Genomic DNA, 15,708 nt, shown 5'->3' on the forward strand with positions numbered 1-15,708 from the left:
CGTTCCAGGTGTTGCTCAGGGTTTGATCGGTTTGATCGAGGTCACCGTGCTGTCCATACCCGCCGGGCGCAGCGTGAACTTCACCTTGTCGCCGACCTTCACGGTCTTGAGCAAATCCGGCGAGGCCACCTTGAAGGCCATGGTCATTGCCGGCCAGCCGATGGACGTGATTGCCTCGTGTTGCAGCGTGATGGTGTCCTTGGCGATGTCGATCGCTTTGACGACGCCCGTGCCTCGAGCATCTGCCGGTTTGGCGTCGTGCTGCATGCCTGCCATACCCGGCATGTTGGGATCCATCGCTTGGGCCATGGCAAAGCTGGGCGCGACGGTCAATGTGCCGACGAGCGCGAAGGCTAAAATAAGTTTTTTCATGGGTTTGTTCCTTCGTGGGTAGTGAGTACAACATTCGTTTCGCTTGCCTTGCCCAATCGACGCAAGATCAGCAGATGGAAGGCTGCGGGGAGAACGAGCATGGATAGCAATGGCGCAGTGAGCATGCCGCCGATCATCGGGGCGGCAATGCGTTGCATCACTTCAGAACCCGCGCCGTGGCCCAGAAGAATGGGAAAGAGGCCAGCGAGAATCACGGCGACGGTCATCGCCTTGGGCCGTACGCGCTGCACTGCGCCTTCGCAGATCGCTTCGTCGAGTGCAGCGGGTCCTGCCTGTGGATCGAGTGTCAGTTGTCGCTGCCATGCGTGGTCGAGATAGAGCAACATCACGACACCAAACTCGGCGGCAACACCGGCCAAGGCGATAAAGCCGATCATCGTGGCGACCGACACGGCGTGCCCTAGCAACCAGATCAACCACAATCCGCCCACGAGAGCGAGCGGCACACTCGCCATGATCAGGGCCGCTTCACTGGCACGGCGAAACACCGCATAGATCAGCCCGAAGATGATGACCAAGGCAATCGGCACGACGAGTTTGAGCCGCGCCATTGCACTGGCCAGATACTCGAATTGACCCGACCAAGCGACCGTGACACCGGGCGGCAACGTCACCTGTTTTGCCACCGCTTGTTGCAGATCCGTCACGACAGTGCCGAGATCACGTCCACTCGTGTCGATATAGACGTAAGTGGCTAACTGGCCGTTTTCGCTTTTCAGCATCGGAGGACCCATCGTCAACGTGACGTCGGCAATCTGGCCGAGAGTCAGTTGCGCACCGCTCGCCGCGAGGATCGGTAGCTGCCGTAACGCCGCGACCGAATCACGATCAACCCGTGGATAACGGACGACGATCGGATAGCGTTCTCTGCCCTCGACCGTTTGCCCGATCGGATCGCCACCCACAACCGTCGCGATCAGATCCTGGACCTTCTGTTGCGTCAATCCATAGCGCGCTGCGTCTTCGCGACGAAGATGCACATCGACGTAGCCAGCGCCCTCGGCTCGCTCGGCAATGGCCGAACTTACTCCAGGTACGGTCTTGGCAACCGTTTCGATTTTGTCGGCCACTGTTTGCAACGTGGACGGATCGGGCCCAAGCACTTTGATGCCGATAGGACTCTTGATACCGGTTGCCAACATGTCGATGCGATTACGAATCGGCGGCACGAAGAGGTTCGTCAGTCCGGGCACGTGCACCGCCTTGTCCAGTTCGACTTTGAGCTTCGCCATGGTCATACCGGGACGCCATTGGTCCTTCGGCTTGAAGGTGATGGTCGTCTCGAACATTTCCAGCGGTGCCGGATCAGTGGCGCTTTCCGCACGTCCAGCCTTTCCAAAAACGTGATCGACCTCCGGCACCGTCTTGATCATGCGGTCAGTCAGCTGCAAGATCTGCGACGCTTTGCCAGCGGATAAACCCGGCAGTGCGGTCGGCATGTACAGCAACGTACCCTCGTCCATGGGCGGCATAAACTCGCTGCCCAACCGGGTCAACGGAATAGCCGCACTGAACAAAATAATCCCGGCCATGAGCAAGGTCATCTTGGGAAAGCGCAGCACGGCATTCAGAATCGGTCGATACAGCGCGATCAGGCCACGATTGAGCGGATTGTCGTTTTCAGCGCGAATCCGTCCACGCACCAGATATCCCATCAGCACCGGCACCAGCGTGACCGCCAAACCAGCGGCAGCCGCCATGGCGTAGGTCTTGGTGAACGCGAGTGGCTTGAACAGCTTGCCTTCCTGACCTTCGAGCGCGAATACGGGCACGAATGACAACGCGATGATCAACAGGCTGACAAAGAGCGCTGGCCCGACCTCAGCCGCTGACTCGGCGATCAGCGCCCAACGCGCGGCGCCTTGGGGTTCTTTGCCATCGTTTGCATCGCGCCAATGTTCCAGATGCTTGTGCGTATTTTCGATCATCACCACGGCGGCATCGATCATGGCGCCTATGGCAATCGCGATACCGCCCAGAGACATCAGATTGGCCGACACACCTTGCAGATGCATCACGATGAAAGCGGTCAGCACACCCAACGGCAAGGTGATCACCGCGACCAGTGCCGAGCGCAAATGGCCAAGGAACAGCACGCACACCAAGGCAACGACGAGAAATTCCTCCAGCAATTTGCCCCACAGGTTTTCAACGGCGGCATCAATCAGCTGTGAGCGATCGTAGGTGGGCACTATCTCAACGCCAGGAGGCAAGCTGCGTTTCAGCTCGTCGAGCTTGGCCTTCACGGCGGCGATTGCGGCTTTGGCGTTCTTGCCTGTGCGCAACACAATCACGCCACCGGCAACTTCGCCCTGGCCATCCAGTTCGGTGATGCCACGCCGAAAACTGGGGCCTCGCCTTACCGTGGCAACGTCGCGCACCAGCACCGGCACCCCGCCGGCGCTGGTGGTGATCGGCACACGCTCAAAGTCCTCGCTGCTGCGAAGATAGCCTTCGCTGCGCACCATCAGTTCGGCTTCACCTTGTTCGATCACCGAGCCACCATTCGCACCGTTGGCCTCGCGGACTGCCTCGACCAATTGCGAAATGGTGACGTTGCGGGCGGCTAACTGATTCGGATCAGGCACGATCTGCCAGGCGCGTTCCATGCCGCCGAGACTTGCCACTTCGGCGACATCCGGAACGGTCTTGAGCTGAAAACGCAAGAACCAATCCTGCAATGCGCGAAGCTGGCCGATGTCATGTTTGCCCGTACGATCGACCAACGCGTACTCGTAAATCCAACCCAGACCGGTTGCATCCGGACCGAGCGTTGGTGAGACACCCGCCGGCAAACGATCACGTACCTGACTGAGGTATTCGAGTACCCGTGAGCGGGCCCAGTAGAGATCCGTGCTGTCATCGAACAGCACGTAGACATACGAATCCCCAAAGAATGAGTATCCGCGTACCGTCTTGGCTCCCGGTACGGAGAGCATGGTGGTGACCAGCGGATAGGTCACCTGATCCTCGATCGTCTGGGGCAACTGCCCCGGCCAGCTCGTGCGTACGATCACCTGGGTGTCGGACAGATCCGGCAGCGCATCAACCGGCGTGTGCAGGGCGGCGAACACGCCAGCAAGCGCCAACGCCAAGGCGGCGAGCAGGACAAATACGCGATGCGCGATCGCTGCGCGAATAAGGGCGGCGATCATGGGTTTGCCCCCATCGTCATGCCCGGCATGGCAACGCTGGATGCGGGTGCCGGTTTCGCCGTTGGGTCATCCAGGCGTTCCAATGCGCCGGACAGGCTGGCTTCCGAATCGATGAGGAATTGGCCGGACACCACTACCTTTTCGCCGCCAGCGAGCCCCTCGAGAATTTCGGTATAGCCCCCTGCCGCGCGTCCCGTGCGAACGGCAATGGCACGGAAATGGCCGCCGTCTTCGGCAACGATCACGCGCGTGTGGGCGCCCGACGCAATCAGTGCATCGTCGGGCACGACCGGCACAGCGTTGCCGGGCGCCGGATCAAGCTGCACCGTCGCGAACATGCCCGGACTCAATGCCCCGTCGGGATTGGCGAGGACGATGCGCGTGTGCTGCGTTCGGGTTGTCATGTCGATGTCGGGTAGTAACGACTCGACGTGGCCATGAAATACCTGTCCTGGCAGCACGTCGACACTGACGGTGACCGGTGTGTCGGCGTGCATCGTGCCGGCCACCGACTGCGGTAAAGCGGCGTCTACCCATACGGTGGAAATGCCGTTGATCGTCATCAACGTTTGACCCGCGTTGACACGTTGACCCTCACGTACGTCCAGCGTGCTGAGGACACCAGTCTGAGGGGCTCGCAACGTAATCTCACCGTTGCTTCCTATCGAACGACCATCCGCTGGAGATAAACCGAGCACGCTCAGGCGCTGTTGCGCTGCACCGCGCAAGGCTTTGGCCTCTGCTGATTGCACGTGCTGCAACGCTTGGGTTTCAGCCACGGCGCTGCTCCATTGAGGAGCCAACACGTCGGCTAGAGGAGCGCCTACCTTGACGCTCGCGTAAGGAGTGCGCACGTAGAGCTTGCTCACCACCGCGTCGACGCGTGCACTGACGACCACAGCCTGGCTCAGGTCCCAGCCGATCGTGCCGGGCACTTGTACCGTTGCTGACAGCATGCGGCGCTCAACCGGAGCGGTACGCACGCCGAGGTTTTGTACGGTCGCGGCATCAATGCTTACGGTGTTCGGGTCAGCGTCGGCGTTGGCGTATTTGGGCACCATCTGCATGCCCATCGACGATAGCCCTGGCTTGTTGGAATGCTGCGCGGGCACCATCGGGTCATACCAGTACAGCACTTTCGCGGTTGCGGCCTGCGTGGGCGATCCTGTGCCGACAGAATGATCGGCGGACGTTCCATCTGGAGCACCATCGTGGTGGCGACCTATCAAATACGCGCCGACCGCAGTAACGAACAGCCCTGCGAGGATGGAAGAAATCAACAGTGCGCGTTTCATGGGGAATCCCCTTCAGGCAGTAAATAGGTCAGGGCTGCCCAAGCACGGCCGTAGTCGGTCAACATGCGGGCGTAGTCGGTGTGATGCGTAATTTCGGCACGACGCGCTTCGAGTAGAGGCTCGATATCGCCGCCACCCCGATAGGTCGCCAAGGCCAGCGCGGCACGATCGTTGGCTTGCGGTAGAAGCTCGTTGACATGCCGACGCGTCTGTCGACCCAGCGCATCCCATTGCGCCCAACCCGCCTGCACGGCTTCTGCTTGCTGACGCTTCGCATCGTCGTGTTCTGCACGAACCGCATCCAAATCGGCCGAGCGGGCACTGATGCCGCGATCCTGTCGATTGCGCGTAAACAGCGGCAACGACACGCCCACCTGGAGCGATACCATGTCGGATAACCCTCGAACACGAGAGCCATAAGCCAAACCAACGCTCCACTCCGGATGCTTCTCGGCCTCAGCCTCGGCCAATGCGGCTTCGGCTTCCAGCTCGCGTGCAGGCCAATCCAGGAGATTGCCTTGCCGATCAACACTGGTCAGCAACGATGGCTCGTCATGGGGTAGTACAGAAAAATCGGGCGGATCAGCAAGCGGTTCGGTGATGGGATGGCCCAACCAGCGGCCTAAAGCTGCGCGAGCCTGAGTCTCGCGTGAGGTCACATCGTCGATGCGATTCTCCAAGTCGAGGGCCTCCATCCGCATCGCTAGAACGTCAGCTGCTGATCCGACACCCCCTCGCAATCTCGCCTGGGCAACCTCAACATCCACGGCCCACTCGCGTCGCATGGACTGCAGCATCTTCAATTCATGGTGGGCGCCCCAGGCATTTATCCAGGCATCCGCCACTTGTTGCTCGATCCCTAACCGAGTCATTACCGTGGTCGATGTGGCCTGCTCGACGTTGGCGTCGGCGAGGTCACGCTGGGCCTGGCGTTTAGCCCGTGATGGCAGCACTTGAGTGAGCCCCACTGTGCGCATCGTCATCGTGTCCCCACCGGCCGTAAATGCACCCGCTCCCTGGATAGCAAGATTGTCGATACCGACGGAAAGCTGCGGATCCGGCAACGCGCCGGCACGCGCGGATTCCTCATGGGCCGACTGCTGTTGGGCGTAGCGTGCCTCCAGCAACGACGCTTGCGAGGCTGCTTGCCGTGTCGCTGTTTCCAGCGTTAGAGGTGGTGCCGGATCGTCAGCCCAAGCGGGCGACACGAACAGAACAGCGGCGGCCATCAATAGGCAACGCCGAACGCGGACCGACAAGGTCCGTGTCAAGATTTGTTGGCAAAACATGGATAGCTCCGATGACAAGACCGTACGGGCCATGCACGCAGGCATGACCACCGAATGGCTAGCAATCGAGGGCTAAATCAGAAGGGTGCAGAACCGCAACATGGCCGGTGGCTCAGAGCGATACTTCGAAATGCTTGGCAATGCTCTCAGCGCAGGCACGCTGGTGCCCAGTAGAGCGGGCGACTGCGAAGGTAACAAGACAGGGGGCACCGTCAGAGCATGCGCGTCCTGAGAAGACGTCACGTTGTTACTGCAGTGCTCAACGCACCGAGGATCCGACGTGGCATGAACGTGAGCGGACGATACCTTTGAGCCTGTCCGCATCGCGGCACATTCACCCGTCAAGGCAACATGCGCCGGTACCGTCGGGAGTGTGCAGACATAGCTGGCCATGGCCAGCTGCTGAAAAAACAGACAAAACAATACCGCCCATACCCAAAGGGTACGGCGACGGCGACTGAGGTGGTAACGCCTGTTCATTCTGACCATAACGATAGCACGGGTTATGACAGCAGTTGGCGCGACGCCCCGCCTTCAGTGGTATCTAGCGTTCAGAGGCGCGGCGGTATTGACGGCGGGCGCCAGGCCGCCCGGGCTTTATATTCGCGTCGCCATTGCTCCGACCGGGTGGCCTCGGGCCATGACGGCTCTCGCATGCACCTTGGTAGTCGAATCTTTCCACACTTTGGTGTCATCCCCACGCTGGCCTGCTAAGTTGTGCGTTGTGCCGACCGTTACATAAGGGGACCGCCATGATTCGCCGCTACCATCTCGCCGCCGCTGTACTGGCATGTCTCGTGTTCGCGCTACCGGCGCTGGCTGAAAAGGAAAAGGCCAAGCCGACACCGACTACGTCCCAGTTATTGGCGAAGTCCACACCGGCCGAGTGGCGCAGGCCCGATCCGCAGAATCTGCTGGTGATGCAGCTGCCGAGCGGCCGCGTGTTGATCGAGCTGGCACCGGATTTCACACCGCTGCATGCGGCCAATATCCGTACGCTGGTGCGCCAGCATTATTTCGATGGCCTGGCGATCGTGCGGGTGCAGGACAACTTCGTAACCCAGTGGGATGACCCCGCCGGCGATGACAACGGCGACAAATCCAGGATCCGATCGCTAGGCAAGGCCAAGGCTACCGTGGCGCCGGAATTCACTCGCCCGATCGACACCAAACTGCCGTGGACCAAACTGCCCGATGGCGATGTCTATGCACCGGAAGTCGGTTTCTCCGAAGGCTTTCCGGTAGCGCGCGATCCAACCAGCGGACAGGAATGGCTTACACACTGCTATGGCATGGTTGGCGTAGGCCGCGACAATGGACCAGAAACCGGTAACGGTAGCGCCCTGTACGCGGTAATCGGCCAGTCGCCGCGTCGGCTGGATCGCAACCTGGCAGTGATCGGTCGCGTGCTCGACGGCATGCCACTGCTGTCCAGCCTGCCACGCGGTGCGGAGCCGATGGGCTTTTACGACAAGCCCTCCCAGCAGATCACCATCCAGTCCGTGCAACTGGCGGCCGAGCTGCCTGCCGCACAGCAGCCAGCGATTGAAGTGCTGCGTACCGACAGCAAAACCTTTTTGGCGTTGATCGACGCCAAGCGCAACCGCCGCGATGCGTTCTATACCGTACCAGCCGGAAAGGTCGATATCTGCAGCATCGATGTACCGATGCGCGAAATCACCACCACAACAGCCGGCAAGCATTGATCAGCGCCACAACATTATATTCAGCGTCATCAGCTAGTTTTGTGGACTGGCAGATTTGCATGTATGCGTTACACCACGTACTGATCGGGAAACCGGATGTTGTTGAGCGATACCTTTAGCTTCTGGCGAGCATGGCTGCGGGCACCACGCAGCGTCGGTGCCGTGGTCCCGTCAGGGCCATCGCTGGCGCGACTGATGACGCGCCACGTGAATCATCGTCACGGTCCGGTGATCGAACTGGGACCGGGCACTGGCGTATTCACCCGCGCGCTGCTGGCTGGCGGACTGCCAACCCATCGATTGGCGCTGGTGGAAGCCGATCCGGTCTTTGCCGATGCCTTGAGCCAGCGTTATCCCGAGGCACGCGTGCTACGCATGGATGCCGCACAGCTGGGCGAGACGCTTCCGCTGTTTGGTGACGAGCGTGCCAGTGCGGTGATCAGCGGGCTGCCGTTGCTGTCGATGCCGCCGGAACAGGTCGCCGCGATCATACGCGGTGTTTTCGAACAGCAGCTGCATGCCGATGGCGCGCTTTACCAGTTCACCTACGGAACGCGCTGCCCACTGCCGCGCCAGCTGCTCGATCAACTGGATCTCGAAGCCGTTCGCATCGGCAGTGTGCTGTTCAATCTGCCGCCAGCCACGGTCTATCGGATCGGTCGGCGCCAATGCAAACGCGTCGCGGCTTGAGCGTCAATCCATCGCACGATTGAGTCTGCGCCAGGGATGAGCGGGCTCATTCATGGGCTTTCGCGTACTGCACACATAATCTTTCCATCTATTGCGCTATCAAACCCAACAAAGCCCGTGCTTGCAGGGCGGAAAAAAGGGATCAGTGGATGAAACGCAGCCGCAAGGTGTTGAACTGGATCGCGGGACTATTCTTGGCGCTGATCATCGTATTGGTGATCGTGATTGCCACCTTCGACTGGAACCGCCTCAAGCCTTTCATCAACGATAAAGTCAGCCAGGCCATTGGCCGTCCATTTGCCATCCAGGGTGACCTGAGTGTGGATTGGCGGCGCGAGCCGACCGAAAGCGGCTGGCGCGCATTGATGCCCTGGCCGGAATTCACCGCACGCGATATCCACATCGGCAATCCAGCATGGGCAGCGAAGCCGCAGTTCGCTCAACTGGAGGCGCTGCGCTTTCGGCTGTCGCCACTGCCGCTGATCGCTCACCAGATCGACGTGCCATCGCTGCAGCTGGTGCATCCCACTGTCGATCTGCAGCGCGACAAGCAAGGCCGCGCCACTTGGGATTTCACGCTACCGAAAGATAATGGCCCACCGTCGACATGGAATCTTCAGCTCGGTTCGATTGGCTTCGATCGCGGCGACGTATCGCTGGATGACGCGGCCAGCAAGATCAAGCTGCAGGTCGCCATCACGCCGCTGCAGCAGGCGATTCCGTACGACCAGCTGGTAGCACAGCAATCCGCTACAACCAACGCACAAACCGGCACCCATTCCAGAACCCAGAAAAAGGCTGCAGCAACCGACGCAGCAGATGGCCAGGCCGCAGCCGCGGCATCGAAAACCAGTTACCAGTTTGCCTGGCAAGTCGATGGCAGTTACCAGGGCGCGACCGTCAAGGGCAGCGGTAAAACCGGCGCCGTGCTTGCGCTGCAGGAGGCCAACCAGCCCTTCCCCGTGCAGGCCGACGTGCATATCGGCGATAACCATATCGCGCTGGTCGGCACGTTGACTGACCCTGTGCATCTGGCGGCGCTGGATCTGAAATTATGGTTCTCCGGCTCCAGCATGGCCAAGCTGTATGCGATTACCGGCGTGACCTTGCCAAACACGCCGCCCTACGCCACCGAAGGTCGTTTGAAGGCCGAACTGCATCGCAACAACAGCCGCTTCAGCTACGAGAATTTCCATGGTCATATTGGTGGCACGGATACCGGCGGCAGCCTGCTCTATACCACCGGTGGCGAACGGCCAAAGCTGAGCGGCAACCTGTCTTCGCAGCTGCTGCAATTCGCCGACCTCGCACCGCTGATCGGCGGCGGCTCCGATGCGGAAAAGAAACAGCGCGGTGATAAAACCGTGCAGCCGGCGGACAAGTTATTGCCGGTCGAGCCGTTCAGCACCGATCGCTGGAAAGCCATGGATGCCGACGTCACCTTCAACGCTGTACGCATCGTGCAGAACGACAAGCTGCCGATCAATTCGCTCAACACCCATCTGGTGATGGACAACGGCGTGCTGCAACTGGCACCCCTGAACTTCGGCCTTGCCGGCGGCACCATAGAAAGCACGATCCGGCTCGACGGCAGCAAGGCGCCGCTACAGGGCACGATAAAAATCAGCGCACGACATCTCAAGCTCAAGCAACTGTTCCCAACCTTTACGCCAATGCAAACCGCGTTCGGCGAAATCAATGGCGACGTCAACCTCACCGCACATGGCAATTCTGTGGCGGCACTGCTGGGCAGCTCGAACGGTGAAATGAAGCTACTAATGAACGACGGTGCGATCAGCAAAACACTGCTGGAGACTGCTGGACTCAACGTCGGCAACATCATCATCGGCAAGTTGTTTGGCGATCGTACCGTGCAGATCAACTGCGCCGCCTCGGACATGACCGCCAAGGACGGCCTGTTCAACATGAACCTGTTCGTCTTCGATACTGACGATGCAGTGATCAAGGTCGATGGCACGGTGAATTTTGCCAACGAGAAGCTGGATCTCAACATCCGCCCGCAGACCAAGGGATTTCGCATCTTCTCGCTGCGCACACCGCTGTATGCGCGCGGCACACTGAAGAATCCGGATGTCGGCGTGCAGAAAGTTCCGCTGATCATTCGTGGTGCCGGCGCCGTGACGCTAGGCGTGGTGGCAGCACCGGCAGCAGCGCTGCTTGCCCTGGTTTCGCCCAATCATGGTGACGACAGCAGCAACACCTGCCGCGACGTACTGCAGCAGCTGCGCAACTCGGGCAAGGCGATGCCGGCAACGGAAGCAGCAACGAAGAGCAAGCCTGCTAACGAGCCGAACTGACACGCTCACGTTGAACCGGGCTGGGCGCGTGCGCCTCATGCAGCGCGCGCCCGGCTAGAATGTCAGCTCTCCGGCCGCCAGTTTCTTCACCAGGTTTAGTCCAGCATGCAAGCTGTCAGCAAGGCGCGCCTGCAGATCCACTTCTGCGTGGTGCTATGGGGATTCACTGCCATCCTCGGCAAACTGATCACCCTGCCCGCGCTGCCGCTGGTGTGGTGGCGGATGCTGCTGGTTTCCGGTGCGCTGCTGCTGATACCCAGGGTATGGCGTGGCCTGATCGCGATGCCGATACGACTGCGCTGGGCCTATGCCGGTATCGGTGTACTGGTATCGCTGCACTGGCTGAGTTTCTATGCGTCGATCAAACTTTCCAATGCGTCGGTCGGTGCTACCTGCATCGCGCTGGGACCAGTCTTCCTCGCCTTCATCGAACCGTGGATTGCGCGACGCAAATTCGACCCGCGCGAATTGCTGATCGGCATTGCGGTGGTTCCCGGCGTTGCCATGGTAGTTGGCGGCGTGCCGCACGGCATGCGCCTGGGCATCTTGGTCGGCGTGTTGTCCGCCTTGTTCGTGGCACTGTTCGGCTCGCTCAACAAGCGACTGGTGGAACACGGTGATCCGCTGACAGTGACCTGCATCGAACTAGGCACAGGCACACTTTTTCTTACCATGATGGCACCATTGTTCCCGCATACCGGCGCTGCTTTTGTATTGCCCAGCATGCACGACGCGTTGATGCTGGTGGCGCTTTCCTTCGGCTGCACGTTACTGCCCTTCGCGCTCGCACTGGTGGCCTTGCGCCACATCAGTGCCTTCGGCACGCAGATGATCACCAACCTCGAACCGGTCTACGCCATTGTGCTGGCTGTCGTGCTTCTGCACGAGCAACGCGAGCTGGACGGCTGGTTCTACACGGGCGTGGCGGTGATCCTCGCCGCCGTTTTCGTACACCCACTACTGAACCGCAAGCAGCTCGCAACAGAGCAGCCGGAGCTGCTGGGTACAGCTGAAAGCCACAGCATGGTGGAGTGACTCAAGCGAACCATTCGCGGTCTTCAGGTCGGGTGAGGGCTCTATCGCACAGTGTCCTGGATGGCTATTCACCCAGGACCCATGTGGTCCCGAAAACTCAGCCGCCTCGATGCTTCGGCTCATTCGCAGGTGGCGCGGCGCTCGTAGCCTTGGCCGGTATCGTCATGCCAGGCATATCGTCAGCGTCCTTGGAATGATCGTCGCCGTTGTCCATGTCCATATCGTTATCCGGCGGCGCTTTGGCGACGATGTCCTTGTATTGCCTTGGCGACAAGTCCGGCAGCTTTTGCAAAAAGGCGACCATGCTCCAGATCGTGGCGTCGTCATGACTGCTTCCCCATGCCGGCATCGCGCTCATCTTGATGCCGTGCTTGATTACCCAGAAAGCCTCTTTGGGATCTACCCGCAGCTTTGCCAGGTTGGGTGGTTGCGGATAAAGGCCCGGGCGAATCTCGGAATCTTTCATGCCCGGCGTGAGGTGGCACTGCGTGCACATTGCCGCGTACTGGCCAGCGCCCTTGAGGATCAAGGTGGCATCTTCGAGGTCAGGCACCTGGAGATTGCGCGAATGCTCGGCAATCGAACGTTCGCGCAAAGTCTGCAGCAACGAGAACACCGGCCGGCTGTGGTGATCATCTGCACCGATGTTGTAAATGCCGGAATACACGAATGCCCCGGTGCCGGCGGCTGCGATCACCAAAAGGATGACCAAGGTAATGACGAATTGCGTGATGGTTTGCTTCATGAGAGTTTCCCACTGGATGTCTGTTGAGAGAAATTGTCAAAACCAGAAACGGATGCCCGCGACCCACTGTCGATCCGTCCGCGCTTGATTGAAACCGGCCTGCTGATCGTCTCGCGAAAAATCAGCCGTTCCACCGAATCGGTTCGTCCAGACCACACCGACGTATGGCGCAAACTGTCGGTTGATTTCGTAACGCAAACGCAGGCCCAGTTGGGCATCCGACAACCCGCTGCCGATGCGACGCGCCGGATCGGACTGTCCATACAGGTTGACCTCGAATTCCGGTTGCAAGATCAGCCGCTGGGTAAACAGCACTTCGTACTCCGCCCGAAAACGTGCGGCTGTGCGGCCACCGTCACCGACATAGCCAGTGGCTTCCAGCTCAAACCAGTAAGGCGACAAACCCTGTACACCGAACGCGGCCCAGTGACGGTTCGGCCCCTCACCCAGATCCTGCCGCACGCCGAGCTGGCTGCTCCAATAGGTGGCGATGGTGTGATTCCACAACGCTTCAACATCGCCGTCATCGAGTCTTCCTTGACTACGCTCGCCCTCAGTGCGCAACCAGAGCTTGTTGTCATCGTTGCCATACCAACCCTCGACTTCCCACGTTTGTCCGTTGACATTCTTGCCGCTGAACGCTTCGAACTGATCGATCAGCAGCATGCTTTGCGGTGCGTTGTCCTGCATGTCCATGCCGCGCATGGCACCGTAGCCAATGCCGTCCGAATAATCGGCACTGCGCGCATTCGGCGGTGCGCTGCCGCCCTGCATCGGACCCATGCTCATGCCGGACATGTCAGCACTTTTGGCTGGAGCCATCGAACCATGATCCATGTCGGACATGGCATCAGGAGTGGCGGATTTCTTCGATGCCGGATTCGTCGCGGGCTCGGCCGCATGATCCATTCCCTGCATACCTTCCATACCGTCCATGTTCGGTATGTCGTCCTTGGACTTTGCCGGCTTCGCATCCATCGCCTTACCATCGACTTTTTTGACCGTCGAAGGTTTTGCCGGAGCCGCAACACTCGTCGATGCCGACGGCTTGTCCATGTCCATGCCTGGCATGCTGCCGTGATCCATTCCGGACATATCCATACCCGACATATCCGGCGACACCGCGCTGCTGGACGAGGCCGGCGCGCTCTGCGCCACCGCAGCCGATATGCCGGCAAACAGCAGCGCAGGCAGCAGCGAACGGCATAGCGTGGTCGAGGTGATGCCATGACGCGCAGTCATGACACCACCACTTCGCGGAACATGCCTGCTTCCATGTGATAAAGCATGTGGCAGTGGTAAGCCCAGCGCCCGGCGGCGTCGGCAGTGACTGCATAGGTGATGCGCTGCGCCGGCTGCACGTTGATGGTGTGCTTGCGTACCTGAAAATGGCCATCCGGATTTTCAAGCTCGCTCCACATGCCGTGCAAGTGGATCGGGTGATTCATCATGGTGTCGTTGACCAGCACGATACGCAGCCGCTCGCCCTGCCGAAAATGCACCGGCGCAGCGTCGGAAAACTTCACGCCGTCGAACGACCACATGTAACGTTCCATGTTGCCGGTGAGGTGCAGCTCGATTTCCCGACCGGGTTCGCGTGCGTCGATCGAGCCACCGACAGTGTGCAGGTCGGCATAGGTGAGCACGCGTCGACCGTTGTTGCACAGACCGTTGCCGGGATCATCGAGATTGCTGCGTGGCATATCGACATGCATATCGACGCCGGGGCCGTACTCGGTGCGCGCATGATGCACCGCCGGCACGTTACCCATGACCATGCCATAGTGATCGCCGGAACCTGACATTGCCATCGCGCCCATCATGTCCGCCATGCCGAGCTGGACGATGCGATCGACTTTCGGCACCTCGGCCTGCATGCTCGGTCGTGGCGCCAACGTGCCACGAGCGTAACCAGTACGGTCGATCGACTGGGCGAACAGCGTGTACGCGCGATCCTCCTGCGGCTCGACGATAACGTCGTAGGTTTCCGCCACGGCAATGCGAAACTCGTCGATCGATACTGGCTCCACATCCTGGCCATCAGCAGCGACCACGGTCATTTTCAAACCGGGAATGCGCACGTCGAAGATGCTCATCGACGAACCATTGATAAAGCGCAGACGGATTTTTTCGCCGGGACGAAACAGGCCGGTCCAGTTGCCGGCCGGCGACGCGCCATTCATCAGATAGGTATAGGTGTAACCCGAGACGTCGCTGAGATCGGTCGGGTTCATGCGCATCTCGTTCCACATCCTGCGCGCGGCCAGTGCGTTGCTCAGGCCCTGCTCGCGCACGTCGCGTGCAAAGCCCGGCGCGGTCGGCATAGCGCGGTTGTAGTAGTCGCTCCGTTTCTTGAGCTTGGCGTAAATGTGCTCGGGATCTTCATCGGTCCAGTCGTTGAGCAACACCACATGATCACGATCAGACGCGTACCGATCCGGGCCTGCGGGATCAACGATCAGCGCACCGAATAAACCGGTCTGCTCCTGAAAACGCGAATGCGAATGGTACCAGTACGTGCCTGACTGTCTAAGCGGAAACCGATAGACGAACGTCTCGCCCGGAGCGATGCCGTCAAAGCTGATGCCCGGCACGCCATCCATGCCGGATGGCAGCACAATGCCATGCCAGTGGATCGAGGTTGGAACGCGCAAGCGGTTGGTCACGCGCAAGGTCACCGTGCCGCCTTGTTTGCAGCGAAGGACAGGCCCGGGCATCGCGCCATTGACGGTAGTCGCCAATCGCACCGCGCCGGTAATGTTGACCGGCGTCTCGGCTATATCCAGCGCAAAATCGGTGCCGCTGAGTACGGTGGACTGACCAGTGCTGGTCAACGCCCAGGCGTTGGAAGAACGCAGCAGGCCGAAACCAGCAGCAACACTGCCCATGGTGAGACCCTGGACAAAGCGCCGCCGCGACAAATCGGTCGCGGAAAGGGGAAAACGGCTTTTCATGAAACTCTCCGGGCAGGCATCCTGACGATGCCGGTCGTAGACGTCAGTCGCGCACGCGCTCATCGGCGCACGCAAACCAAGCTCAACGTAACGAGAGAGAAGGGCGTGTCATCAATGACCAAGTGGCT

Annotated in this window: 10 protein-coding genes and 1 pseudogene; 4 read left to right on the forward strand and 7 right to left on the reverse strand. The window is 60.1% G+C overall.

All coding sequences use genetic code 11. The features are described 5' to 3' along the window. Positions 1-15: 15 nt before the first annotated feature. From HDE79_RS16265 to HDE79_RS16280, 4 genes are read right to left on the reverse strand one after another with little or no spacing between them, the layout of a single operon-like run. Positions 16-372, reverse strand: a complete 357-nt coding sequence (locus HDE79_RS16265; RefSeq protein WP_184603359.1) for a copper-binding protein — start codon at positions 370-372, stop codon at positions 16-18. Beyond that, a complete protein-coding gene (locus tag HDE79_RS16270; RefSeq protein WP_184603361.1) occupies positions 369-3,548 on the reverse strand; it encodes a CusA/CzcA family heavy metal efflux RND transporter in 3,180 nt (1,059 codons plus the stop codon). The genes HDE79_RS16265 and HDE79_RS16270 overlap by 4 nt, the downstream gene beginning before the upstream one ends. Continuing rightward, on the reverse strand, positions 3,545-4,843 hold the full coding sequence (locus HDE79_RS16275; RefSeq protein ID WP_184603363.1) for an efflux RND transporter periplasmic adaptor subunit: 1,299 nt from the start codon (positions 4,841-4,843) through the stop codon (positions 3,545-3,547). The genes HDE79_RS16270 and HDE79_RS16275 overlap by 4 nt, the downstream gene beginning before the upstream one ends. Then, complete coding sequence (locus HDE79_RS16280; RefSeq protein WP_184603365.1) at positions 4,840-6,072, reverse strand: TolC family protein; 1,233 nt, start codon at positions 6,070-6,072, stop codon at positions 4,840-4,842. The genes HDE79_RS16275 and HDE79_RS16280 overlap by 4 nt, the downstream gene beginning before the upstream one ends. Before the next feature lie 812 nt (positions 6,073-6,884). On the opposite strand from HDE79_RS16280, the gene HDE79_RS16285 reads away from it, so the two are divergent. From HDE79_RS16285 to HDE79_RS16300, 4 genes are all read left to right on the forward strand, one after another. Next, positions 6,885-7,838: a peptidylprolyl isomerase gene (locus HDE79_RS16285; protein ID WP_184603367.1), complete on the forward strand. Its 954-nt coding sequence runs from the start codon at positions 6,885-6,887 to the stop codon at positions 7,836-7,838. A gap of 96 nt (positions 7,839-7,934) precedes the next feature. Further along, positions 7,935-8,528 (forward strand): phospholipid methyltransferase, encoded by a 594-nt coding sequence (locus HDE79_RS16290; protein WP_184603369.1) that lies wholly within the window; start codon positions 7,935-7,937, stop codon positions 8,526-8,528. Between the two features lie 149 nt (positions 8,529-8,677). After that, positions 8,678-10,846 carry an AsmA family protein gene (locus HDE79_RS16295; protein ID WP_184603371.1) on the forward strand — a complete coding sequence of 723 codons (2,169 nt, stop codon included), beginning with the start codon at positions 8,678-8,680 and terminating at the stop codon, positions 10,844-10,846. A gap of 105 nt (positions 10,847-10,951) precedes the next feature. Next, positions 10,952-11,881 (forward strand): DMT family transporter, encoded by a 930-nt coding sequence (locus HDE79_RS16300; protein WP_184603373.1) that lies wholly within the window; start codon positions 10,952-10,954, stop codon positions 11,879-11,881. A 211-nt stretch (positions 11,882-12,092) separates the two neighbouring features. Here the strand turns inward: HDE79_RS16300 and HDE79_RS16305 are convergent. The 3 genes and pseudogenes from HDE79_RS16305 to HDE79_RS16315 all read right to left on the reverse strand — a co-directional run. Continuing rightward, positions 12,093-12,626, reverse strand: a pseudogene (locus tag HDE79_RS16305) (cytochrome c); the annotation flags it as partial. Positions 12,627-12,662: 36 nt separating this feature from the next. Further along, positions 12,663-13,868: a copper resistance protein B gene (locus HDE79_RS16310; RefSeq protein WP_184603377.1), complete on the reverse strand. Its 1,206-nt coding sequence runs from the start codon at positions 13,866-13,868 to the stop codon at positions 12,663-12,665. Next, complete coding sequence (locus tag HDE79_RS16315) at positions 13,865-15,580, reverse strand: copper resistance system multicopper oxidase (RefSeq protein WP_184603379.1); 1,716 nt, start codon at positions 15,578-15,580, stop codon at positions 13,865-13,867. The genes HDE79_RS16310 and HDE79_RS16315 overlap by 4 nt, the downstream gene beginning before the upstream one ends. Positions 15,581-15,708: the final 128 nt, after the last annotated feature.

This window comes from Rhodanobacter sp. MP1X3 (assembly GCF_014207165.1).
GTDB lineage: Bacteria > Pseudomonadota > Gammaproteobacteria > Xanthomonadales > Rhodanobacteraceae > Rhodanobacter.

Excerpts from the sequence above, each read along its gene's own strand:
- HDE79_RS16265 (WP_184603359.1), bottom strand. The coding sequence starts at position 372 with ATGAAAAAACTTATTTTAGCCTTCGCGCTCGTCGGCACATTGACCGTC.
- HDE79_RS16270 (WP_184603361.1), bottom strand. The coding sequence starts at position 3,548 with ATGATCGCCGCCCTTATTCGCGCAGCGATCGCGCATCGCGTATTTGTC.
- HDE79_RS16275 (WP_184603363.1), bottom strand. The coding sequence starts at position 4,843 with ATGAAACGCGCACTGTTGATTTCTTCCATCCTCGCAGGGCTGTTCGTT.
- HDE79_RS16310 (WP_184603377.1), bottom strand. The coding sequence starts at position 13,868 with ATGACTGCGCGTCATGGCATCACCTCGACCACGCTATGCCGTTCGCTG.
- HDE79_RS16315 (WP_184603379.1), bottom strand. The coding sequence starts at position 15,580 with ATGAAAAGCCGTTTTCCCCTTTCCGCGACCGATTTGTCGCGGCGGCGC.
- HDE79_RS16285 (WP_184603367.1), top strand. The coding sequence starts at position 6,885 with ATGATTCGCCGCTACCATCTCGCCGCCGCTGTACTGGCATGTCTCGTG.
- HDE79_RS16300 (WP_184603373.1), top strand. The coding sequence starts at position 10,952 with ATGCAAGCTGTCAGCAAGGCGCGCCTGCAGATCCACTTCTGCGTGGTG.
- HDE79_RS16295 (WP_184603371.1), top strand. The coding sequence starts at position 8,678 with ATGAAACGCAGCCGCAAGGTGTTGAACTGGATCGCGGGACTATTCTTG.
- HDE79_RS16290 (WP_184603369.1), top strand. The coding sequence starts at position 7,935 with ATGTTGTTGAGCGATACCTTTAGCTTCTGGCGAGCATGGCTGCGGGCA.
- HDE79_RS16280 (WP_184603365.1), bottom strand. The coding sequence starts at position 6,072 with ATGGCCGCCGCTGTTCTGTTCGTGTCGCCCGCTTGGGCTGACGATCCG.